We start from the raw sequence: 22170 nt of genomic DNA, 5'->3' as shown, positions 1-22170 counted from the left end.
TATGCAGGTAATATCCACTATTTCGTTATGGCTCATTCCGATGCTGATTGGAGTGATTCTACTATATGGAACATATAAAAAGGTTCCGACCTATGAAAGCTTCGTTGATGGAGGAAAAGAGGGAATCAAGATTGCGGTCTCGATCATTCCTTTCTTGATTGGAATGCTGGTTGCCATCACAGTGTTCAGGGCCTCAGGTGCTTTGGAGTATTTCGTGTCCTTGATGGAGCCGATGCTGCATGCAATCGGCATCCCGGCGGACATTGTTCCATTAGCGATCATCAGGCCGATTTCAGGTACCGCCGCTCTTGGGATGGTGAGCGACTTACTTGCAACCCATGGCCCTGATTCCTTCATTGGAAGACTGGCTTCGGTTCTCCAGGGAAGTACCGACACCACTTTTTATGTGTTAACAGTTTATTTCGGTGCAGTCGGAATCAAGAAGATGGGTGATGCCCTCAAAGTCGGACTGCTGGCTGACCTCATCGGTATCATCGCTGCCATTGTCATCGTGACACTTATGTTTTCTTAAGCTGACATTATGGGGAACGAGTATGTGTTAATGAGGAGAGTTGAGATATCTGGAGCACAGTAGGATGAAGCATTAGATTAGGGGTTTTGTGGAACTAGGATAGTTGTCTCCACAACAAACTCGCTTTACAGGCCGTGTTCCATATATTGCAAGAAGAAAGTAAATTAAAACAAAGCTTTACTCACAGGATTAAGACTAATGAATACTAAGGGTTTTCAATTTAAGGTGCACGGAGTTCATAAAAAAACTGAGAATGCCAGGGATCAATTCCTTGGCATTTTTGCGGTTCTGATTATTTCTTCTTTAGGATAGATTGAAGCGGAAGGGGTGTGACCTACTGCGGGACTAGCGGGCGTCTGGTTCCATCGCCCGAGGTTACGTACCTACTGGAACGTAACCCGGCCCCTCGGGGTCAAATAACCCTAAGAGAATTAAAGGATAGATCACCTTTTATTCTCTTAGGAACATTTGCCTGTCGGGGTTGAACAGGGCGATTCCACTTTTGATGACAGGTGAGACCCCCAATCCAGTTGTAGCGCCAAGCCCCTCGGGGTCAAATAACCCTCAGCGAATAAAAGGAAAGATCGCCTTTTTTTCGCTGAGGAACATTTGCCTGTCGGGGCTGAACGGGGCGCTTTCACTTTTTATACAGGCGAAGCCGAGGAGGCCAATCCAGCTCCAGCGGCCGAGGGTCTCATACGGAGACAGTCCAGTCCGTACGCCGCTGAACGGGGCCTTTCCACTTTATATAGATAAGTCATCAAGATCATTTCCACACCCTGTCTAAAGTGCTACCCAGAAAAAAATCGGCTTCTGGATTTTTTTGTTTTAAACTTTGTTACGTGAAAAGCTCACTTTTGGGAATGGGAAATGATCAACGAATCGCTAACGCTCTTCGTGATTCCTTTATCTCATGCGAGAGCCCTAAAATCTGTACGTCGCTGAACGGCCGCTTCCGCTTTATAATTCACCGCCCGCCCCGCGGAGTCGCACACGTGGAACGGAAATCATAGCACTATACTGTATAGTCATTTTCTATTTCATTCCCTTATTTTTCTTGTTTCCTTTGCCAGTATTGGAGAATCTTTCATAAAGCATTTCCTAGAAAGCCGGGGATGATTTCTCCGGCTTTTTGTTGATTGTATATTAGTGAAGGTGGGGAGTATTCTGCTGCCGATGTACCAACTTCTTCATTAATAAAGAACTAAAAGTAAATGGTGTTTTTAAAAACCCTTGAGTTACCAATACTAATAAAGGACAATTCCTTTGCATTTTCGAGTCTTTATGTAATAATTCATTCATGTGAAAGAATTTCAACTGAATGATTGTAATAACGGACTTTTAACTATAGAACTCTGGATAGCATCATATTGAAATGAAACACGTACTTACTTAAGAGGTGAAATTATATGGAACGATTACAAAAAGTCATAGCTCACGCAGGTGTAGCTTCAAGAAGAAAAGCGGAAGAACTGATTTTAGAAGGAAAAGTAAAAGTGAACGGCAAAACAGAAAAAGAATTGGGAACAAAAGTGTCAGGCACGGATAAAATCGAAGTGAACGGTATCCAGATTGAGAGAGAAAATAAAGTATATTTTCTTCTTTATAAACCAAGAGGTGTCATTTCGGCGGTCACGGACGACAAGGACCGTAAAGTGGTCACCGATTTCTTCCCCCATATCCAGGAAAGAATCTATCCTGTAGGAAGACTCGACTATGATACATCGGGCCTTATCCTTCTGACGAATGACGGTGAATTTGCCAATCTCTTGACTCATCCCCGGTATAATATTGATAAAACGTATGTGGCGCGCCTGAAAGGGATTCCTCCAAAGTTCAAGTTGAAGGAATTAGAGAAAGGCATAATGCTTGAAGACGGGAAGACCGCACCTGCAAAAGTGAAAATCCTCAAAATAGAGAAGAAGCAAGATAAGTCCATCGTCGAAATCACCATTCACGAAGGCAGGAACCGGCAGGTAAAAAGGATGTTTGAGGCAATCGGCTACCAGGTTCAGAAATTGAAACGGGAAAGATTTGCATTTTTGGACCTTCACGGGTTGAATGCCGGTGAATCAAGAGAACTGACTCCTCATGAAGTGAAGCAGTTGAGAGCGCTTGCTGAAACAGGCAGCCTATTATAGATATGCATGCATATTTTGCAAAAAAGTGTCACACTTCCTTCAAAATATGCATCCAGAAGAAAAAAACAAAAATGCTATAATAGATGGGAATATATATCAGACAAAAAGGGACAATCTCATTGTCCCCTTTCGTTTGCAACAAAAACTGTTACATTGCAAGGAGGCAAATGAATGGATAAAAAGAAGCGCCGCTTGCTTATCCGGACAATCATTTTGATCGTACTGGCTGCAGCAGTCATATATACCTTATATGCTAATTTTACCAAAGATGACAGGGGAGTCCTGAAACCAGGAGACGAGGCACCTGATTTTGTCCTGCAGGATATGGAAGGCAACATCCACAGGCTATCCGACTACAAAGGCCAGGGGGTTTTCCTTAACTTCTGGGGAACTTGGTGCAAACCTTGCGAAAAAGAAATGCCTTATATAGAAAGGCAGTATCAAGCTTTTAAAGATAAAGGCGTACAAATTTTAGCTGTGAATGTCGCTGAATCAGATTTTCAGGTTAACAAGTTCATTGAGGAACATAGCCTGACATTTCCTGTTGTGATAGATTCCGAGAGAGATGTGCTAAATGCATACGGAATCAAACCATTGCCTACTACGCTGCTTGTGGACGCAGATGGAAAAATCACTAAAATTATTACAGGTGAAATGACAGAAGCGGACATCAAACAGTATATGGAAAGCATCAAGCCTAATTAACTGGCGGCTGGTTCATCTGAATTTGCAGAGGCCGGCCAAAAAGAATGAGGAGTTTTAGCATGAAGGAAATTAAATGTGAATGTGGTCATGTAAATCCACAGGGAACGATCCTTTGTGAATCATGTGGAAGGGCTTTGACAGAAGAAGCAAAACAAGACAAGCTCCATGATATGAGATATGAGGGAAGCGCTCGGCGTTCACAAACCTATAACAAATCAATAGTGGACAAAATCTGGAATTTCTTTTCATCGGTAAAAGTGGGAATCTGGTTGATTCTGATTACTTTGATTTCTTCGGCAGTGGGGACCATCCTGCCCCAGGAATTTTACATTCCAAATTCGATGCCTGCAGAACAATACTACGGCGAGGTATACGGGTGGTTTGGCGAAGTCTATTATACTCTTGGGTTTCATAATCTTTATGGTTCCTGGTGGTTCCTGCTGATGATTGCTTCTATAGGGATTTCACTTGTGATTGCCAGCTTGGACAGATTCATCCCTCTCTACAGAGCATTGAAAAAGCAAAAAGTCTCAAGGCATGAAGGGTTTCTTAAGAGACAGCGTTTGTACAGCGAGACGGAAATGGCAGAACCCGACCAAGCGATGCAGAAAGTTAAGAAACAAATGGAAGCAAAGAGGTACAATGTCCGTGAAGAAGACGGAAATCTTCTTGCTGAAAAAGGCAGGTTTTCCAGATGGGGTCCGTACGTCAACCACGTAGGACTGATCATCTTTCTGATTGGTGCGATGCTCCGTTTTGTTCCTGGTATGTATGTGGATGAAATCCTGTGGATAAGAGAAGGGGAAACCAGGGCAATCCCGGGAACCGATAAAGAGTATTACTTGGAAAATAAAGAGTTTACCCTTGAAACGTATGATAAGGAAACTGATAAAGAAGTGTTTGGGGAAGCCATCGATAAAAATGGCATTATAGCCAAGAACTATCAGACCGATGCGATACTCTACCGTGCTGAAAAATCAGATGTTGCCGGTGAAAAGGCGGAACTAAAAGAAGAAAAGGAGACAGCTATTCAGGTCAATCAACCGTTAAAATTCGGTTCCTATGCTGTCTATCAGACAAGTTATCAATTGGATGAATTCAAAGCGATGTCTTTCATCCTCTCAAACAAATCGACAAATGAAGAGTTTGGAAAATTCACAGTGGACCTTTTTGATCCAGAGGAAATATATCAATTGGAGGACGGAAGAAAGGTAGAGTTGATGGGATATTACCCGGACTTTTCAGGATTTGATGAAAAAGGAGAACCGCAGACCAAGTCTCCGCTTCCAAAAAATCCTGCCTTCCTTTTTAAAATGTTCTCACCTGAAAAACCAGAGGGCGAAATCAGTTTTGTAGGCATTCAGCAAAACTTGGAGCCTTTAGGAGAAAATGTTTACAAAATGAACTTTGCCGGATTGGAAACCCGCGACGTGTCAGCTTTGACAGTCAGAAAGGATTTGACCCTTTGGGTGATTGGTATCGGAGGCGCCATCTTCATGATCGGAGTGGTCCAGGGTGCCTATTGGAATCACAGAAGAATCTGGGTGCGGAAATCTGATGGCGGTTTGATTGTGGCTGGACACACCAACAAAAACTGGCATGGATTAAAAAAAGAAATTCAATATGTTCTTGAAGGTACAGGCATTAATGAACCTCAGGATCAGCAGCAAGATGGACAAGAAACTTAAATGAATGATAGATTTTATGGCCGGTGGTGAGAGTTATAGTTGATGCTGCTTTCACCGGAGGCCATTTGGAAAAGGAGGATTTTCTGTGACGGATTTGGCACAATGGAGCAGTAATTTATTATACATTGCTTTTATTCTTTACCTTATCGCAACGTTCTTCTTCGGCGGTTCCATCCGTGATAAAAATAAAGGTCATGAAGGGGTAAACCGCTGGGGTAAAATTGGTATGGGGCTTACATTGATCGGTTTTGCGGCACAGCTGGGATACTTTTTCACCCGCTGGATGGCAGCTGGACATGCTCCGGTGAGTAACCTGTTTGAATTTACCACATTCTTCGGCATGATGCTTGTAGGGGCTTTCATCATCATTTACTTTTTATATCATTCAACTGTGCTTGGTTTGTTTGCGCTGCCGATTGCTCTCTTAGTCATTGCTTATGCGAGCATGTTTCCAAGAGAGGTCAGCCCGTTGATCCCTGCATTGCAAAGTGACTGGCTGAAAATTCACGTTACGACAGTAGCTGCCGGCGAGGCAATATTGGCTATCAGCTTTGTTGCTGGTTTGATTTATCTTTTGAAAAAGGTAAATCACGAACAGGATAAGAAACAATCATTCTGGCTTGAAAGCGTGATGTATGGATTGGTGGTCGTACTTGGATTCATTGCCTCCACTACTGCTTTCACTCTAATGGGATACAGTGCTGAATTCCAATATATCAATCAAACTGGCCAGGAAGCCTTTGAAGAATACACTATGCCAGCACTAGTAGCCCCCCATGAGGGTGAACTGCTGACGGTTGACCGGCTGGAACCTTCAGTAGAAATGCCGGCAGTCATAAATGCACGCAAATTGAATACTGTCATTTGGTCCTTCATCTTAGGAACAGGGATTTACTGGATTCTTCGTTTGATAGCAAGAAAGAAGATCAGTCTTTGGATTCAAAAGTATATGAAGAATGTTAATCTTGATCTTATGGACGAAATTGGGTACCGTTCCGTTTTAATCGGTTTCCCGGTATTCACATTAGGCGGTTTGATTTTCGCGATGATTTGGGCTCAAATTGCATGGAGCCGTTTCTGGGGCTGGGACCCGAAAGAGGTATGGGCTCTGATCACCTTTTTATTCTATGCTGCTTTCCTTCATTTCCGCCTGTCAAGAGGATGGCATGGAGAAAAGTCTGCGTGGCTTGCTGTGATAGGCTTCATCATTATCATGTTCAACCTTGTCGCGGTTAACTTGATTATTGCCGGCCTTCACTCTTACGCTTAATAAGCAAGAGAAAGTCACAGTATCATTGGGGATTTGTGCTTTATCCTGAAAAAGATGCTGTAAATTGTCACCTCCGCTTTTAGTGGAGGCTTTTTTCTATTAAAATAGGAAGTAAGAGCAGAGAGGAAACATATTCTAAAGGGGGATAAAATGATGGATCAGGACATAAAAGTATTGATCGTGGACGATGAAGACCGAATCAGGAAACTTCTAAGAATGTACCTTGAGAGGGAAAACTATGTAATAGAAGAAGCGGAAGATGGGGAAACGGCCCTTGACCTTGCTTTGAACAATGAATATGACTGCATTCTCCTTGACCTGATGATGCCGGGCATGGATGGCATTGAGGTATGCAAGGAGCTGCGTGAGAAAAAATCTACGCCGGTGATCATGCTGACAGCAAAAGGAGAAGAAGCGAACCGGGTACAAGGGTTCGAAGTAGGGACGGATGACTATATTGTGAAACCGTTTTCTCCGAGAGAAGTCGTCTTAAGGGTCAAAGCCCTATTGAGAAGGTCATCCAAGACGAGTTATATACATACTGATACAAAGGCAAAGGATATGATCGTCTATCCACACCTTACAATCGATAATGATGCGCACAGAGTCACGGCAGATGGAAAGGATGTCAACCTTACACCTAAAGAATACGAACTTCTTTATTTCCTTTCAAAAGCCCCGGATAAAGTTTTTGATCGCGAACATTTGTTGAAAGAGGTATGGCATTACGATTTCTTCGGTGACCTGCGTACAGTTGACACGCATGTAAAAAGACTGCGTGAAAAGCTTAATAAAGTGTCTGAACAGGCCGCAAAAATGATTGTGACGGTCTGGGGAGTGGGATATAAATTTGAGGTTAATAATGAATGAGGCTTTGGCGGAGTGTTGTAGGTAAACTATGGATCACTATACTTCTCCTGGTAGCATTCGTTCTGTTCATCTTGACCATTTTACAGCTTGAATTTTTTCAAACATACCACTTAGAGCAAGTTGAAAATGATCTGTCCGAAACAGCAGAAAAGATTGCCACTGTAGTGGAGAGTCACCAGGATTTAACTATGGGATTGCAGATTTCAAAAGAAATAGTGGATGATCCTCATAATTTAATTATCGCCGAAAATCGAAATTCGCTGTATTATGCCGCAGATATTACAGCGGAACATCAATTGCTTATTCAGGAAATTCTTGAAGAGAAAGAAGTTACAGCGGTATTCAAACAAGAACGTGCCTTCGTAAAGGAACTCCATTTGAATGGGGAATCTGTTTCAAACCTGTATGAAAATATCGTGGTTGTTGGCGCACCCGTGCAAATCGGAAATGAAACAGGTGCAGTGTTGATTTTTCAAAGTTTAGAGGAAATCAAAGAGACCACCAGGCAGACAACCCGTTTGATTTTACTTGCCGCAGGAATTGCCATCATCCTCACCACCATCTTTGCGTTCTTCTTGTCTACAAGAATTACCGCGCCGCTCAGGAAAATGCGGGAAGCGGCGTTTGAAGTCGCAAGAGGGCGGTTTGAGACGAAGGTGCCAATCCTTACACATGATGAGATAGGGGAACTGGCAACAGCCTTCAACCAAATGGGGAAGCAGCTGAATTATAACATGCATGCTCTGAGTCAAGAGAAAGAGCAGCTTTCAAGTATTCTAAGCAGTATGGCCGACGGCGTCATCACGTTTAACAGGGACGGAACCATCTTGATCACCAATCCGCCGGCAGAACGGTTCTTACAGCAATGGTACTATGAACAGGAAGGAAATGAGCAGGAAGCCATCCCGACGACGCTGAAGGAACTTCTTGAACAGGTAATCCTCCTGGAAAATGAACAGACAGGTGAAGTGGGTCTTCAAGGCCGATCATATGTAGTGATTATCAGTCCGCTCTACAATGAAGAGTATGTCAGGGGAGCGGTGGCCGTTGTCAGGGATATGACGGAAGAGAGACGGCTCGATAAGTTAAGAAAAGATTTTATCGCAAATGTTTCACATGAGCTCCGGACTCCGATAGCGATGCTGCAGGGCTACAGCGAGGCTATCATTGATGATATTGCTGCATCTGAAGAGGAGAAGAAAGAAATCGCTAAAATCATTTATGATGAATCCCTGAGAATGGGCAGGCTCGTAAATGATTTGCTTGACCTGGCCCGTATGGAGGCAGGGCATATAACATTAAAGAAAGAAAATACGGATGTATCACAGTTTCTCGAACGGGTAACCAACAAATTCCAGGGTATAGCGAAGGAAAAAAATATCAGTCTAAGTTTTACAGGGCATCAAACTGGAAGGAATGGTCAGCAGATTAACCTCGACCCTGACCGGATAGAACAGGTCCTTACAAACTTAATTGATAATGCATTACGCCATACGCCCGAAACGGGGAGTGTCTCTGTAAATTACAAACCTTCTCAAAGTGGTATCCTGGTAGAAGTCAGCGACTCTGGTTCGGGTATTCCAGAGGAAGACCTTCCGTTCGTTTTTGAACGATTCTATAAAGCTGATAAAGCAAGGACACGCGGAAAGTCGGGAACAGGCCTTGGACTGGCCATTGCAAAAAATATCATTGAGTCTCACAACGGGCAGATCAGTGTTCACAGTAAAGTGGATCAAGGTACAACGTTCTCCTTCTTCCTTCCTCAATAATCGTCAAAATTCACTCGGCTTTCGACGTTCACCGTCCAATCATGGAGATTATTGGCGATTAATCTTGTTACACGCGAAACATTAATTTTTAAACGTCCAGATAACTCTGGGCGTTTTTTTACGGGCTCTATTTGTTGGGGCGGGTCTTAAGGCAAAAAAATACACGCAAACTCCTATATCTTTTACACTTGAGTTGACTAGAAACAAGCAAAAGATAGGAGTTGCGCGTAAATGCATTTTAACATGGTTTTACCTGGATTTGAAGCGGTAATGGGAGAAAATTTCCATTCAAACCAAAAAGTCAGCCCTGAATAAAAGCAAAAAGATAGACCAGTAACCTATATTCAACCTTATTCCAAAAATAACCTTCCTTTTTCAAATGATTAATAATATAGTTGAGGGTGTAACTTTTATTAGTAAAATCCGTCTAATCCATTGAACGGGGAGGGGAAGGAATGGACTCCGTTTTTGAAGAATTATATTCAAAATACCATCAGGATGTTTTCCAGTTTTTAATATATACAGTAAGGAGCCGCCAGCTCGCTGAAGATCTGGTTCAAGAAGTATATATTCGTGTCCTGAAGTCCCATAAGAACTTTGAAGGAAAAAGTACCGAAAAGACATGGCTTTTTTCCATAGCAAAAAATGTCGCAATCGATCACTTTCGGAAACAGAAGGGATGGAAAGGCAGGATATTGGAAAAGTTTGATTGGAGCCAGCCGATTAAAGATGATAACGAAATTCCTGAGGAAGTCGCTATGCAAAAAGAAGAGGTCAGTGATTTGTATAAATGTATTGAAAAGTGTACCACCGATCAAAGAATGGTCATTACTATGAGATATATACAAGATTTATCAATTTCAGAAACCGCTGAAGTTTTGGATTGGACAGAAAGTAAAGTGAAAACGACACAACACAGAGCCATCAAGGCATTAAAAAAAATGCTGGAGCAGCAAAAACGAGAGGAGGGTGCCATCAATGAAGAAAAACAATTGGGACGAGACGGAAATTGAAGGCTTGTTAAGAGAAATGCCCTCCATAAAAGATAACAGGAGCCGGGATGAGATTTATCAAGCGGTGAAAAGGTCCAATTCCGTTAAAAAGCCGAAAACCTGGGGTTACCCTGCTCTCGCCGGAATTGCTGCCTTATTGATTCTTGCCCTGATATCACCTTCATTATTTAACTCGGTCCAACAGACGGAATATGAGAACTCAGCTTTTGATATGGCGGTACAGGAATCGGCAGATGGCGGTTCTGCTGAAGAGGAAATGGCTTCATTGCCTGAAAGATCAGAAGAAAAGACTGATATTGAAGGTAGTAGTTTTAGTGATACTGAAAATAATAACGGGAGCTCAATGATGCAAGTGGTCTCTTCAGAAAAGCAAAATGTATACCAGGCAGATTTGCTCGAATATGATCTTTTTACATTAAAACTCGTAACTCCCGATGCCACCGCTGTCCCGGTAAGCATATTGGTGGAGAAAAAGGATACTGGGGATTGGCTGGAAAGATTCAAAGCTGTTTCTCAAGCAATACCTGAAGGTGATTGGGGATTTGAGGAATATTACCCTCTTCCGGGGTCTTTGGAAGTTGACGAAGACTCCGGCCAATTAAGGTATATTGTAACGGAGGATGAACAGAAACATTCAGGCGGCGGCGAAGAAGTATTATATCAGTCCCTGCAGTTCATTCTTCAAGCTTCTCCTTATGAGAGGATAATGCTTCAAAAGACTGACGGGTCAGTGCCTTCATTTGCACATATGGGGAAAATCTCAGATATTCAAAAAAATGCTTTCTCCAGCAAGGGATATTATCAATATACCCATGAAAATGGCGAGATTTATCTGGTGCCCGGTGAAACGGCATTTGATTCAATCAGTGAAGCCCTAGCAGGAATGAAGAGTTCACCAAGTGATGGTTATGAACCTGTTATTGATAAGGACATACAACTTGTAAGCACAGACAAGAATAATGTTCTTACAATATCATTTGAAGAAGAGCTCACCATGAAAGGAACAGAAGGACGCATGCTTTTAATAGAAGGAATTCTGCTGACAGCCAAAGAGTTTGGTTTTAAAAAAGTGATGTTCCTTAATCTAGAAAATACCAGCTGGGAAGGGTTTGATTTTTCTAAACCTGTTCCGGTGCCAATCAGTCCGAATAAGAAGGTACTCAACTAAAAACCGGGGATTCCCCGGTTTTTTTCTTGCACTTTAAGCTTTACTTTACCCCCTCAATGACAAGAGTTGGAAATGGAGCTTCATGGACCGCATAAAATAGGCCTGACTCAGCGTCAATTTTCAGGTTTCTCATAATCTCACCATCTGTGAGGGAAATTGATTTTATAGAGGGATTAAATACTTGGCCGGCCAAAATGGATATGGTCGTTCCTGAGCGCGTTTCAAGGTCGAAGCCAACTGTAGAGAAGGGAAGCTCGCCACTCGATTCAAAGCCATTATAGGGATGGTTACGGTACCAAGAGAAGCCTTGCTCTGCTTCCATTATTATTGCAGTTCCTAGAGATTCTTCTCGTTTAAAAAGGCTGTATTCCTATAGAATGTTGCTTTCGGAAAAATCCAAAGGGCCGGATTTTTCCCCTCTAGTACATGGGCTTGTCTAACTGAACAGGGTGATTTGCTCTTTTCTTTCTTGCTTACCAGGTTAAGTTCTGTGAATAATGGGCTATATCTCTTGAACTCCATAGTAAATAGCAACAAAGAAAAGAGCCTTTAAAAAAGACAATCGTTTCTCCTTTATGCTCTTCGATTGATAAGACAGCTGATTTGTCCAACTCGTTCTGTTGCAGTCCTGCCTCGATAGCCTTCTCTTCTGAATCATACCAGTCCATCGTATCACTTACAGTTGTACATCCTGCCAAAAAGAAACAGCCTGCTATAAAAAGTTTATGTATTACTCTGCGCACAACCCATCACCTCATAACAAAGATACCATATTTACATCCAGAATATTACATAATTATTAAATGTACATAAAAATCGAAAGATGGTAAATCCTATCTAAGGTATTTTTGAAAGACAAAAAATGCTAACTTTTCCCTTCTGTGAAGGATTTAGTGGGGGAAAAAATAATTGTTTGTTCTATCGTGGTACAAGCTTTCATAGCCTTAAAGCGTACCAAAAATTAAGGAGGATAATAATGATTGATTATATAAGAAGAGTGTTGATCGTTAGTTTGCTTGCATTATGTGTTAGCCTGCTTTTCTTGAGCGGAAGAGCAGCCCATGCAGATGACCATGGGACCTCTTCGTGGCTTTTTCCGGCCGATGGCTATATAACCGATCACTACGGAACAAGGGGAGGGAAACACAAGGGGGTGGATATAGGTGGAGAGCATGGAACTCCTGTACACTCAGTTGATGACGGAGTAGTTACTAAATCATATTACTCTACAAGTTACGGTCATGTGATCTTCATCAAGCATCCAAATGGATATGAAACGGTTTACGGGCACTTACAGGAAAGGGCCGCTGTTGAGGGACAGGCTGTTTCAAAAGGTGAGAAAATAGGGACGATGGGTAATACCGGCAGGTCGACCGGAACCCACCTGCATTTTGAAATTCACAAGGGAGATTGGACTATCACAAAAGACAATGCAATTGATCCCTATCTCGTCTTTGGTGAGGGGGAAGTGGGACAAACAGTTTTTGCAAAAGAACATGATCCATATCAGGTTCATGAAGTAGCCCTCAAAGTTTCACAACTGAACAATCTTCATCCTGCTGAATCTTCTCAGGACGAAAACCAAGATGAAGATAAACTACATACAGTTAAAAAAGGGGAAACCCTCTGGAGCATATCTGAAGCCTATGGTGTCAGTACAAGCGATGTTATCAAAAGTAATAATTTAATCGATGACATCATTATTTCAGGGCAGCAATTGCTCATTCCCAATAAAGGTAAGAAAGAACATATTGTCAAACAGGGAGAAACATTGTTTGGGATTGCCCAAGAATACGATGTATCTGTTGAAGAGTTAATTGGGTGGAATGGCATGCAGGAAAATGACCCAATAGTTCCTGCACAAGTACTGGTTGTTCAGCGGGAATAGATGCTGTAAAGAAGGATTGTCTGTAAGAGGGGATCTCTAATTAGGTGTATCTCACTTTAGGCTTAATCAATGGTAAGGATTGAAATTTATCAGCCCATTGAGAAAGGAAAATGAGAGAGATGTTGGTCCGAAAAGCGTGTAAATGGGCCACTGAGAAAGGGAAACAAGAGAGGTGTTGGGCCGAAAAGCGTGTAAATGGGCCAATGAGAAAGGGAAACCAGAGAGATGTTGGACCGAAAAGCGTGTAAATGGGCCAATGAGAAAGGGAAACCAGAGAGATGTTGGGCCGAAAAGCGTGTAAATGGGCCAACGAGAAAGGGAAATCAGAGAGATGTTGGGCCGAAAAGCGTGTAAATGGGCCAATGAGAAAGGGAAACAAGAGAGGTGTTGGGCCGAAAAGCGTGTAAATGGGCCAATGAGAAAGGAAAGTCAAAGAGATGTTTGGCCGAAAAGGGTGTAAATGGGCCAATAAGAAAGGGAAACCCAGAGAGATGTTGGTCCGAAAAGGGTGTAAATGGGCCAATGAGAAAGGGAAATCAGAGAGGTGTTGGTCCGAAAAGGGTGTAAATGGACCAACGAGAAAGGGAAATCAGAGAGATGTTGGGCCGAAAAGCGTGTAAATGGCCCCAAAGAGAAAGGAAAATCAAAGAGATGTTGGGCCGTTAAACGTGTAAATGGGCCAATGAGGAAAGGAATACATCAATAGCGACCCGCAAATCGTGTAATCGGCTTGATGAAAAAACAGAAACCCAAAAAGAAAAAAGCACCAGATAAATCTAATCCAGATCAAGAGCTTTCTAATAATATTGATGAATTTATATCTCCGAGCAAACGTCCATCCTCTCACACCTCACCCATATATCTCGAATTCGAGCTAAACTCTTCACACAATTGCAGTTATTTTGTATAATAGTGATGTATCATAATTTAAGATTCGTCTTCGGGGCAGGGTGAAATTCCCGACCGGCGGTAATGAATGATTCATTCTAAGCCCGCGAGCCTGTTGTTTGGGCAGGATTTGGTGAGATTCCAAAGCCGACAGTACAGTCTGGATGGGAGGAGATGAAGGTGGAGCCGCGTTCAAAAATGTATATTTTGAACGTTTATTCGGGTGTGCCTTAAACTTCTCAAGAGATCCTCTTGAGTTTTTTAGGTTGCTCAGGCAAAATCTTTCTTCTAACGTGAGATGAGTCACAAAAGGGAGAGAGGAAGTATGAAGAAATTAAATACGAGAGGTTTTATCTTGATTGGAATGCTGAGTGCAGTATCCTATGTACTAATGCTGCTGAACTTTCCAGTCCCGCCATTCCCAAGCTTTTTGATGGTCGATTTCAGTGATGTACCTGCATTGATTGCAGCGATCACGCTGGGACCTGTTGCAGGGATACTGGTGGAGTTGTTGAAGAATGTCCTTGACTATGTAATGACAGGAAGTGACACAGGCATACCAATCGGTCACTTTGCTAATTTCATGGCGGGAATATCATTTATCTTACCGGTTTATTATATTTACAACCGTATTCAATCTAAAAAAGGAATGGTGGCAGGTCTGGTTGCAGGTACCGTCGTAATGTCAGTATTAATGAGTGTGCTGAACTATGTTATTATTCTGCCCGCTTATAAATACTTTATGAACTTTGAACTGCCATCAACCATTATTGTCACTGGAATCCTTCCATTCAATATACTGAAAGGCATCCTGATTGCCGTGGTGTTTGCCTTATTATTCACAAGGATGCATGTATGGCTGAATAAACAATTTGCATTTAAACGTGCTTAAATAGGAAGCGGCTGACGATCTGTCGGCCGCTTTTACTTTGGAAGATGGGGATAAAGTCTAGTGGAAAATGATTGATTCTTCCGAGCTGGATACCTGGTGCTCAGGCAAAATTCAATTCCTATGCACAAAGTTTTTTTTTACTAAACAAAAAATAAAAGCCGGCTGGAATGTCCAGCCGGCTTTTATCATGATATCTATTCGAACTTTAGAGCATCTCCGTCAAACGGTTCATCAGCAACCTTGATGGAGTCTGTAGGGCACCCTTCGAAAGCATCTATCATATCATCTTCAAGAACATCAGGTACTTCAACTGTACCTGCGTTATCGTCAAGAACCACATACGCAATACCTTCATCATCATAATCATAGATGTCTGGAGCGGCAGCACCGCAAGCTCCACATGCAATGCATGTATCTTTATCAACAATCGTATACTTTGGCAATGAAAAAACCTCCTGAGAAATGGTCGATATTCTAAGTATAATACACTTTTTCGATAAGTGTATTAATATTCATATTATTATTCTAATGGTGATTTAAAAAACTTTCAATAGTTAAGGTTCCCTTCAAAGATAATTTCTATCTCATATGTTGTAAAGTTGAGTAGGAAAAAGTCGCAAAATGTCGGTTTCGTGATACAATTATTGAAATAAGAACAGATGCTAAAAGGAGAAGCTATATGACCTATATTGAAGCTGTCGTCCTTTATTGCCTTAAGAGAATCAATGGAGAAAGAACCATCTATTCGATATATCATTTGTTAAAAGGAAAGAGGTCTTCCCAAACTATACAGGATGCTCATTTGTATTCACTGACTTCCTTGTTTTATTCCTTTCCCATCATAGACCGCAAAGATTTTGAGAAATTGGCTTCAAGACTTAATGAAAGTAATCTTATTTCCGAGTCTGAGCCAGAAAGGTACATCCTTACAAAAGAAGGTCACCATCAGTTGGAAGTTTTTTTCAGGGAGAAGCCGTTTCCTGCATCATTAAACGGCTGGCTCTATGGAAGTTCTGTAGAACAACTGTGGAAGAGACTATCACTGTTAGTGCAAGTGTTGTCGCAGTATATAAGAGCTCAACAGAAATACTATCCAGTTCAGAGGGACCGGGACGTACAAAGATGGATAAAAAGGTTTTTACAAGAACCGCCAGTGCCTTTGAAAGATTTGAATCACCTCTTATACTCAGAAATGGTTTCGTTGGCCAAGCAAGAAACATTCCCGGATGATGCGGGGCTGTTGATCTGCCGTCTGACCGGCGGGGAATACATAGGACTTACAAGGGGACAGGCAGCTGAAAAATATGGCATGGGTGAGGATGAGTACTGGTTCCGATTTTTAAATGTCTTGCATTACATAATGCAAAAAGCCCTGGAACAGAAAACGCTGTATCCGATATTGTATTCGCTGATCCTTGACCTGGTTCCTGAAATATCCCTCACTCAGTCAAGTGAAGAAACCTATAAGCTATTAAAGCGGGGGTTCGGAATCAAACGCATTGCTCAAATCAGAAGGCTTAAGGAAAGTACGATTGAAGATCATGTTGTAGAAATTGCCCTTAATGACAGCCGGTTTTCCATTGAGGGATTTATACCGGAGGAAGAAATCAAGCAGGTAATTCAAAAAGCAAAAGAAGTGAACAAACGGAAATTAAAACCCATCAAAGAAGCTCTGCCTCAACTTTCATATTTTCAAATCAGGCTTACACTGGCCAGGTATGGTGATCGATTATGAATTTACAGAATGAACTCAATAAATGGTTTGGCTACAATGAATTCAGACAAGGCCAGGAGGAAGTGATCCAATCTGTCCTTAAGGGAACAGACACTATTGCAATGCTTCCTACTGGTACAGGCAAGTCATTGTGCTATCAGCTGCCTGCCTATATAACAGGTGGGACAGTGCTGGTCGTCTCGCCCCTTCTTTCATTAATGCAGGACCAAGTCGAACATATGAAAGTGATGGGTGAAAAAAAAGCTGTCGCTCTCAATTCTTTCCTCGATTTTAGAGAAAAGAATGACATCTTAAGGAACTTGGAACAGTACCGATTTATCTTCATTTCTCCGGAAATGCTCATGGTCCCAAGGGTGATGGAACGATTGCTGTCTTTATCTGTTTCGATGTTAGTAGTGGATGAAGCTCACTGTATCTCACAGTGGGGTCATGATTTCCGCCCGGATTACCAAAGGCTGGGAGAAATAAGGAGTTCACTTGGTTCTCCAGTTACACTCGCCTTGACAGCTACAGCAAATGTTGAAGTACGGGAGGACATCAAGAAAATACTGAGGATGAAACAGTGTGAAGAAATTGTCTATTCAGCAGACAGGCCCAATATCAGTATCGCCCTAAAAAGGGTTTTGTCTTTTCAGGAAAAAATGGAATCCTTGCTGGAGTTTGTTTCTGCCTTTGAGAAGCCTGGAATCATTTATTTCTCCAGCAAGAAATTGGCCGAGGAAACAGCAGAATGGCTTAAACAAAAAGGTCTTTATAACACGGCTTTTTATCATGGAGGAATGGAGCAGGAACAGAGGATCCTCATACAACAGCAGTTTCTTCATGGCCGTCTTGATATCATTTGTGCCACCAGTGCTTTTGGGATGGGTATCAATAAAGCGGACATCAGGTTTGTCATTCATTTTCATCTCCCTTCCAGTGCGGAAGCCTATCTTCAGGAGATCGGCAGAGCGGGAAGAGATGGAAAGCAGAGTATCGCCATGCTGCTGTATTCACAGGGTGATGAAGGGTTATCCTATCAAATAATGGATGGTGAAATGCCTTCCGATTTTCAGATTGAAGAGTATTTTCGGCATGATGGAGAGATGCCGGAATCAGAGTTAATGGATCGATTTGGGTTAAATGAAGTCCATATTAGGTTTTTAAGCTTCTATAAGCAGGTATATATAAGTAAGAGCAAGGATTTAATACCTGGTGACCAAGGATTGGCAGCCTTCGTAAAAAGGATTAGAGATTTGCGGCTTGAAAGCAAACGCAGAAAAATCGGGATGATGGCAGACTGGGCCATGGGCTCTACTTGCAGAAGAAAAGGTATCCTTGAAATGTTCGGTGAAGAATATCGTGGAAGCCATGCTAGGTGTTGCGATATTTGCGGTTTGAATTACAGTGAATTTGAGGGAAGCCGCAATCATGGAGTAAAAGAGGAAATTGTCCCGTGGGAAGAGCAGCTGTCCAAGATGCTGCTGAACAAGTGATAATATGAGAAATAAGCAAAAAGAACTTATAATGCAGGTTTCAGACCGAGAATTGACCTTTCATCTATACGGTACTCAAATGGTCCTATTAACTATTGCAGCCATTTTAGGTATATTTTTATATGACGATATTTCGTCTTTTTTCAAACAGTTTGTCTGGAATGGTCAAATTTTAGTATTTGGAGTGGTCAGCGGAATCGCCATTGTTGCACTGGATATTCTCTTAATGAGAGTGCTTCCGGAGAAATATTATGATGACGGTGGAATCAACCAAAGAATTTTTCGTAATAAAAGTATTATTCATATAGCGTTCCTAGCGGGTGTTATCGCCTTTTGTGAAGAGTTGCTGTTTAGAGGAGTAATTCAATATCATTTCGGTTTCATTGCCGGTACCATTATTTTTGCAATCGTCCATATAAGGTACTGGGGCAATTGGTTCCTGATATTGAATATTCTCATCCTCAGCATCTGGATTGGCCTCGTATATGAATGGACTGCCAATCTTGGAGTCACCATGATGATGCATTTTATCATCGATTTTTTATTAGGCCTTGTGATTAAATATCATGCAGAAAATCAAGAAAAGAGAAGGGATGTTTTATGAGAAGAGATCCTTATCGTGCTCAAGCTGAAAAGCTCCGCCAGAAGATTGAAAGAGTAGAACCAAAGCATGAGCGAGAAATTGAACAGAGAAAAACACTTCCAAAACGAAGTGAATTGCATCAGGAGAAAAGGAAGAAAATCAAGTACCCTCTCATAAAAGGAATGCTGGCTTTTTTCGTGCTTTTACCTATAATGATGTTCGGCCTTTATATAATATTAGATACTAACCAGAATGAGAATCGAAGCATCGTGACTGAAAAAGTGGAAGAAGTGACTTACGAAACGAAAGATATTGAAGAGAAGGTCAAGAGCGGAACGAGTTCTACTGAAGATAATGCAGGGGAGGAAACAGAAAAATCCCCTGAACTAAAAGAAGAACCAGAGCCGGCTGTACAGGAAGAGGCTTCTTCTAAAGAGGTAGATAAAGAGAATCTTATTCAGTTGACAGAGCAGGGTGAAGTGGTCCGGGAAACGGAATACCAGGAAAATGTCCAAGTGATTGAACATGTCGTTAAACCTGAGGAAACATTATTCAGAATCGCAATGAATTATTATAACTCTCAAGCCGGGATGGAAAAAATCAAAAAGTGGAACAACATAGAAAATCATGATCTGGAAGCTGGCCAGGTACTTAAGATTCCTCTCCCGGTTGATTAATACCTGCTTACGGCAAGCCTTATGAAGCAAAAGCTTCATAAGGCTTTTTCATTTGGTTGGCATGTCGTCCTGGAAGCAGCTGCCTCAGATCTGCCACCAGTAGTAGCCGATACGGGAATTATAAAAGACAATTATTATGGCTTGATTTGTCCGTCGGGAAAACCGAAATCAATTTATCATCCAAGCGGTTGCTAACCCTGACTTTAAGAATACGGGAATATATAGCTAAAATCACTCCGCCCATCAAACCACACACCAATCCATAAAGGATCCGCTGGTAAAGGGAGGTTCCACGTTTATTAAGTCGCGCAATAAAAACTAACACCAAGTTTTTCGCCAATTAACAACTATTTTTGGTCCCTCTTCCATTCTAAATCCCGGGACAAGTTCATATAGTGTTAATAGAACTTTAACGAGTCTGAGGTGAAAGAAGATGAATCCCCATATTGCCAAACTGGATGAATGGACGGACCTGGCGACAAAGCAAATGCTTCAAAATGTAATTGAAAGAAAACAGAAGTGGGACAGGTTTAAACGTGTACATCTCATCATCCTGTGGAGCAGCGTGTTCTTTGCATTCTGCTTTATTTACTATTTTTACAATAAGGTCATCGGCCCATACTCTTATTCATTTGAGGCTGTATTTTCTGCAGTATTCTCCAGAGAAAGCCATCTTTATGCTTTTCTGTTTCTCTTTGGTATGTTTGGAGCCGTGAAAGTACTTTATGATAAAAAAGAGAAAGCGGAAAAGGAATATCATACTTTAAGAAGTGAAATTATTGACCGGAGCAAAGATTTATGGAAGGAAGAATCGTGGAAGAAGCGCCACCAGGTGTATGAACTGATGAAAGCAGAATGGGATATCAACCTCTATCACGTGAGCAAATAGCCTGTGAAAGATCGTCAAACGAGCTGCAGGGCATTAGTCAAATGAAAAAAGAAGAACCTGTCACCCGGGTGCAGGTTCCCCTCGTTAAAATATTTTTTTGCGGTCTCTTTCATCTTTAAGAATTTCAACAGCTTCTCTGAATCGCTGAGAGTGGACAATCTCTCTTTCTCTCAGGAACCTCAATCCATCATTTAAATCAGGATCATCACTCATGTTGATTATCCACTGATAGGTAGCTCGGGCTTTTTCCTCCGCAGCTATATCTTCATATAAATCTGCGATGGGATCTCCTTTTGCCTGGATATAAGTTGCAGTCCAAGGGGCACCTGCGGCATTATGATAAAATAAAGCACTGTCATGATTCACATAATGTGGCTCTAGACCAGCTTCTTTCAGCATTTCCGGTGTCGCATCCTTGGTCAGTTTATAGATCATCGTTGCAATCATTTCTAAATGGGCAAACTCTTCAGTACCGATATCAGTCAGCAGTCCAATGACCTTGTCTGGAATGGTGTACCTCTGGTTCAAGTACCTTAGTGCAGCAGCAAGTTCCCCATCCGCACCTCCATATTGCTCTATTAAGTATTTTGCGAGCCTTGGGTTACAAGAACTCACCTTGACGGGATATTGTAATTTCTTTTCATACACCCACATATTCTATCACCCCTCCAGTTGGAAATTCACTATACCTGCCATGGCCACGGAGCATCGGGCCATTCATAAGGATAATGAGAATAGCTGTAACCGAAATTGGTCAGCATGCCAAACCTTTCTTCAAAAGCCTTCTTTATCTGTTTCCGCTGTCTGGCAAATTGGTTGTACTGCTGAATGGCATTAGCGTCTCCTGGATGTGTATCCAGATATAGCGTCAGTTCCAAAATGACAAAGTCAACCATCTGCAATTCTTCTAGTAATTCATAATAGTCAGGAGGCATTTGTTTCATCATGATCACTCCTTGTATTTTTCATATGGACTGTAATAAGGATCATAGAAAACTTTCCATAAGGTTCCGGCTTTTAACGCCTCTTTGGGAGAGAATTGAGGCAGGTCGGGCGGCTGATAGCCAAGATAGAGATTGGGTGGAGTCGAATAGGTTTTGACTTTAATGGGCGGACATGGATCGAAAGGAGATACATAAGGCTTGTAATTTTTATATAAACTTTGCAATTCAGGTCCCTCCAGTATTTTACGTTTTCATTCAATTGTATGAATGAACGGGCATTTCATTCCATAACTTTAGTTTTGGCGAATGAAAAAGCAGGTATTTATACAGCATAGGTGGAATTACAATAATATAGTTCAATTTAATGGGGTGAGATGGATGTTTGTGAAAAGTGCGATGATACCGAAACGCAAATGTTATGTAGTTCAGGAAAATGATTCAGTGGGGAAGGCCCTGGAAGTGCTTGAACATCACCAGATAGATGGGGTCCCGGTCCTTTCAGGTGATCAATATGCAGGTGTGATAACAAGATATAATATTTATCAAAATTTCTTCAATTCGGAAAAACTAAAAGCAGATTTTGTAAAGGAAACCCTTGTAAAAGATATTGTCTCGCATCAGGATAAATATCTTGTCGGGGATGAAATATTCGAGAAGACCCTTGTTGAGCTTCAGGATTTTCCGATTTTATCTGTTGTGGATGAAGACCGGAAGTTTCTTGGGCTGGTAACAAGATATGATGTACTGGAGCAGTTCCAGAGTGCCTTCGGTATGCATCGTGAAGGAGTAAGGATTGCTTTTACTTCTGTTGAGACAGAAGGCCGCATTGCCCGTTTAGGGGACATCATTCAGCAGCACCATGAATCTGTTATTTCTCTAGTAACATTTGATGCAACGGATAGAATGCTGCGGAGGATCGTGTTGAAAATTGAAAAAAAAGATAATGTAGATAAATTCTTGAAAAAACTTGAAAAATCAGGCTTCCGAATTTTAGATATTCAAGAAGACTGAAATCATGAAAAGAAATCCTTCTCATATGATTT

At 41.7% G+C, this 22170-nt stretch carries 23 protein-coding genes and 1 riboswitch; of the genes, 17 read left to right on the top strand and 6 right to left on the bottom strand.

Going from position 1 to position 22170, the window contains the following annotated elements:
- Position 1: 1 nt before the first annotated feature.
- The 9 genes from V1502_RS13850 to V1502_RS13810 all read left to right on the top strand — a co-directional run bounded on the left by V1502_RS13850 (position 2) and on the right by V1502_RS13810 (position 11156).
- On the top strand, positions 2-532 hold the full coding sequence (locus V1502_RS13850) for a spore maturation protein (protein ID WP_409251228.1): 531 nt from the start codon (positions 2-4) through the stop codon (positions 530-532).
- Positions 533-1941: 1409 nt separating this feature from the next.
- Complete coding sequence (locus V1502_RS13845; protein ID WP_409251227.1) at positions 1942-2673, top strand: pseudouridine synthase; 732 nt, start codon at positions 1942-1944, stop codon at positions 2671-2673.
- Positions 2674-2844: 171 nt separating this feature from the next.
- Positions 2845-3378, top strand: a complete 534-nt coding sequence (resA, locus tag V1502_RS13840) for a thiol-disulfide oxidoreductase ResA (protein ID WP_409251226.1) — start codon at positions 2845-2847, stop codon at positions 3376-3378.
- Positions 3379-3437: 59 nt separating this feature from the next.
- On the top strand, positions 3438-5066 hold the full coding sequence (locus tag V1502_RS13835; protein WP_409251225.1) for a cytochrome c biogenesis protein ResB: 1629 nt from the start codon (positions 3438-3440) through the stop codon (positions 5064-5066).
- Positions 5067-5160: 94 nt separating this feature from the next.
- Positions 5161-6336 carry a c-type cytochrome biogenesis protein CcsB gene (gene ccsB / locus V1502_RS13830; RefSeq protein ID WP_409254350.1) on the top strand — a complete coding sequence of 392 codons (1176 nt, stop codon included), beginning with the start codon at positions 5161-5163 and terminating at the stop codon, positions 6334-6336.
- A 153-nt stretch (positions 6337-6489) separates the two neighbouring features.
- Positions 6490-7206, top strand: a complete 717-nt coding sequence (locus tag V1502_RS13825) for a response regulator transcription factor (RefSeq protein WP_409251224.1) — start codon at positions 6490-6492, stop codon at positions 7204-7206.
- Positions 7203-8975 (top strand): ATP-binding protein, encoded by a 1773-nt coding sequence (locus V1502_RS13820; RefSeq protein WP_409251223.1) that lies wholly within the window; start codon positions 7203-7205, stop codon positions 8973-8975. The genes V1502_RS13825 and V1502_RS13820 overlap by 4 nt, the downstream gene beginning before the upstream one ends.
- Positions 8976-9430: 455 nt before the next feature.
- Positions 9431-9988, top strand: a complete 558-nt coding sequence (sigX, locus tag V1502_RS13815; RefSeq protein WP_409251222.1) for an RNA polymerase sigma factor SigX — start codon at positions 9431-9433, stop codon at positions 9986-9988.
- Positions 9954-11156 carry a GerMN domain-containing protein gene (locus V1502_RS13810; RefSeq protein WP_409251221.1) on the top strand — a complete coding sequence of 401 codons (1203 nt, stop codon included), beginning with the start codon at positions 9954-9956 and terminating at the stop codon, positions 11154-11156. Before sigX ends, V1502_RS13810 begins: the two co-directional genes overlap by 35 nt.
- A gap of 40 nt (positions 11157-11196) precedes the next feature.
- Here V1502_RS13810 and V1502_RS13805 read toward each other — a convergent pair whose 3' ends face one another.
- Positions 11197-11478 (bottom strand): hypothetical protein, encoded by a 282-nt coding sequence (locus V1502_RS13805; RefSeq protein ID WP_409251220.1) that lies wholly within the window; start codon positions 11476-11478, stop codon positions 11197-11199.
- 151 nt (positions 11479-11629) lie between these two features.
- Positions 11630-11899: a hypothetical protein gene (locus V1502_RS13800; protein ID WP_409251219.1), complete on the bottom strand. Its 270-nt coding sequence runs from the start codon at positions 11897-11899 to the stop codon at positions 11630-11632.
- A 233-nt stretch (positions 11900-12132) separates the two neighbouring features.
- On the opposite strand from V1502_RS13800, the gene V1502_RS13795 reads away from it, so the two are divergent.
- Together V1502_RS13795 and V1502_RS13790 are read left to right on the top strand one after the other, a co-directional pair.
- Positions 12133-13044 (top strand): peptidoglycan DD-metalloendopeptidase family protein, encoded by a 912-nt coding sequence (locus tag V1502_RS13795; protein WP_409251218.1) that lies wholly within the window; start codon positions 12133-12135, stop codon positions 13042-13044.
- Between the two features lie 932 nt (positions 13045-13976).
- Positions 13977-14112, top strand: a riboswitch (FMN riboswitch).
- A 145-nt stretch (positions 14113-14257) separates the two neighbouring features.
- Entirely contained in the window at positions 14258-14824 is a 567-nt protein-coding gene (locus V1502_RS13790) for an ECF transporter S component (RefSeq protein WP_409251217.1), read from the top strand.
- A 194-nt stretch (positions 14825-15018) separates the two neighbouring features.
- Here the strand turns inward: V1502_RS13790 and V1502_RS13785 are convergent, their stop codons facing one another.
- Entirely contained in the window at positions 15019-15267 is a 249-nt protein-coding gene (locus V1502_RS13785; protein WP_409251216.1) for a ferredoxin, read from the bottom strand.
- Between the two features lie 236 nt (positions 15268-15503).
- On the opposite strand from V1502_RS13785, the gene V1502_RS13780 reads away from it, so the two are divergent.
- From V1502_RS13780 to V1502_RS13760, 5 genes are all read left to right on the top strand, one after another.
- Complete coding sequence (locus V1502_RS13780; RefSeq protein WP_409251215.1) at positions 15504-16559, top strand: helix-turn-helix domain-containing protein; 1056 nt, start codon at positions 15504-15506, stop codon at positions 16557-16559.
- Positions 16556-18034: a RecQ family ATP-dependent DNA helicase gene (locus V1502_RS13775; protein ID WP_409251214.1), complete on the top strand. Its 1479-nt coding sequence runs from the start codon at positions 16556-16558 to the stop codon at positions 18032-18034. The genes V1502_RS13780 and V1502_RS13775 overlap by 4 nt, the downstream gene beginning before the upstream one ends.
- A 4-nt stretch (positions 18035-18038) precedes the next feature.
- Entirely contained in the window at positions 18039-18638 is a 600-nt protein-coding gene (locus V1502_RS13770; protein WP_409251213.1) for a lysostaphin resistance A-like protein, read from the top strand.
- Positions 18635-19294, top strand: coding sequence for a LysM peptidoglycan-binding domain-containing protein (locus V1502_RS13765; RefSeq protein WP_409251212.1), 660 nt, complete (start codon positions 18635-18637; stop codon positions 19292-19294). Before V1502_RS13770 ends, V1502_RS13765 begins: the two co-directional genes overlap by 4 nt.
- Before the next feature lie 433 nt (positions 19295-19727).
- The gene (locus V1502_RS13760) at positions 19728-20183 is read left to right on the top strand and encodes a YpbF family protein (RefSeq protein WP_409251211.1); all 456 of its coding nucleotides are present in this window, start codon (positions 19728-19730) and stop codon (positions 20181-20183) included.
- 84 nt (positions 20184-20267) lie between these two features.
- Here the strand turns inward: V1502_RS13760 and cotJC are convergent, their stop codons facing one another.
- From cotJC to V1502_RS13745, 3 genes are read right to left on the bottom strand one after another with little or no spacing between them, the layout of a single operon-like run.
- A complete protein-coding gene (gene cotJC / locus V1502_RS13755; protein WP_006837841.1) occupies positions 20268-20837 on the bottom strand; it encodes a spore coat protein CotJC in 570 nt (189 codons plus the stop codon).
- A gap of 29 nt (positions 20838-20866) precedes the next feature.
- Complete coding sequence (locus tag V1502_RS13750) at positions 20867-21127, bottom strand: spore coat protein CotJB (protein WP_409251210.1); 261 nt, start codon at positions 21125-21127, stop codon at positions 20867-20869.
- A 5-nt stretch (positions 21128-21132) separates the two neighbouring features.
- Positions 21133-21351, bottom strand: a complete 219-nt coding sequence (locus tag V1502_RS13745) for a spore coat associated protein CotJA (protein WP_409251209.1) — start codon at positions 21349-21351, stop codon at positions 21133-21135.
- Between the two features lie 154 nt (positions 21352-21505).
- Between V1502_RS13745 and V1502_RS13740 the strand changes: the two genes are divergently transcribed.
- Positions 21506-22138 (top strand): CBS domain-containing protein, encoded by a 633-nt coding sequence (locus V1502_RS13740; protein ID WP_409251208.1) that lies wholly within the window; start codon positions 21506-21508, stop codon positions 22136-22138.
- Positions 22139-22170: the final 32 nt, after the last annotated feature.

The organism is Rossellomorea sedimentorum (assembly GCF_046237645.1).
Lineage (GTDB): Bacteria > Bacillota > Bacilli > Bacillales > Bacillaceae_B > Rossellomorea > Rossellomorea sedimentorum.
Note: the sequence above shows the minus strand (reverse complement) of the source record. Positions and strands in the feature narration are given on the sequence as shown.